The 690-nt window shown below is 71.6% G+C and carries 1 protein-coding gene; it reads right to left on the bottom strand.

Features of this window, described 5'->3' with window-relative positions; translation table 11 throughout:
• Positions 1–75: 75 nt before the first annotated feature.
• On the bottom strand, positions 76–690 hold a 615-nt coding region (locus tag ACNPM4_RS11745; protein ID WP_448985817.1), incomplete at its 5' end, for a lactonase family protein.

The raw sequence follows: 690 nt of genomic DNA on the forward strand, positions 1-690 counted from the left end.
GGTCATGGAGACGACGCTAGAACCTCAAGTGAGGTCGAGGTCAAGCGCGGGTTTCGCGAGTGCGACCGCGGGGCTTCAGCGCACCGGCAGGAAGTGCGTCGGCGTCGGGACCTGCGCCTCATGACGGATGCCGAGGGGCGCGCCCGTGCGCTCGTCGAGGTCGAGCAGCGTGATCGTGTCGGAGCGCTGTCCGGCGACGAGCAGCTTGCCCTCGTGCACCAGGTGGTGGCGCGGCCAGTCCACGCCCGCATCGGCGAGCGCGACCGACTCGAGGGCCTCACCTCCGCCGCGCACCCGCAGCGCCGCGATGGTGTTGCTGCCGCGCAGGGCCGTGTAGAGGAAGTGCCCGTCGCGAGTGCGGGCGAGCTCGGCCGGGAAGTCCGTGCCCACCTCGGCGATCGGGCTCGCCATGGTCACCGACACGACACTCCAGGTGCCGTTCGCCGCGCGGGCGAGCGTGAACACCTCGCACGAGTACTCCGTCACCACGTGCAGGTGCCCACTGGGGTGCATGACCATGTGCCGCGGTCCGGTACCGAGGGGCAGCACGACCTCGTGATCGAGGGTCAGACCGGTGCCGCTCTGCCGCCAGAACCGCACGAGGTCGAATCCGAGGTCGGTCGTGGCGATGCGGCCGTCGGGCAGGAACACCGCGGCGTGCGCGTGCGAGACGCGGTCGCCGCCGCCCGC

Source organism: Microbacterium umsixpiens (assembly GCF_053543675.1).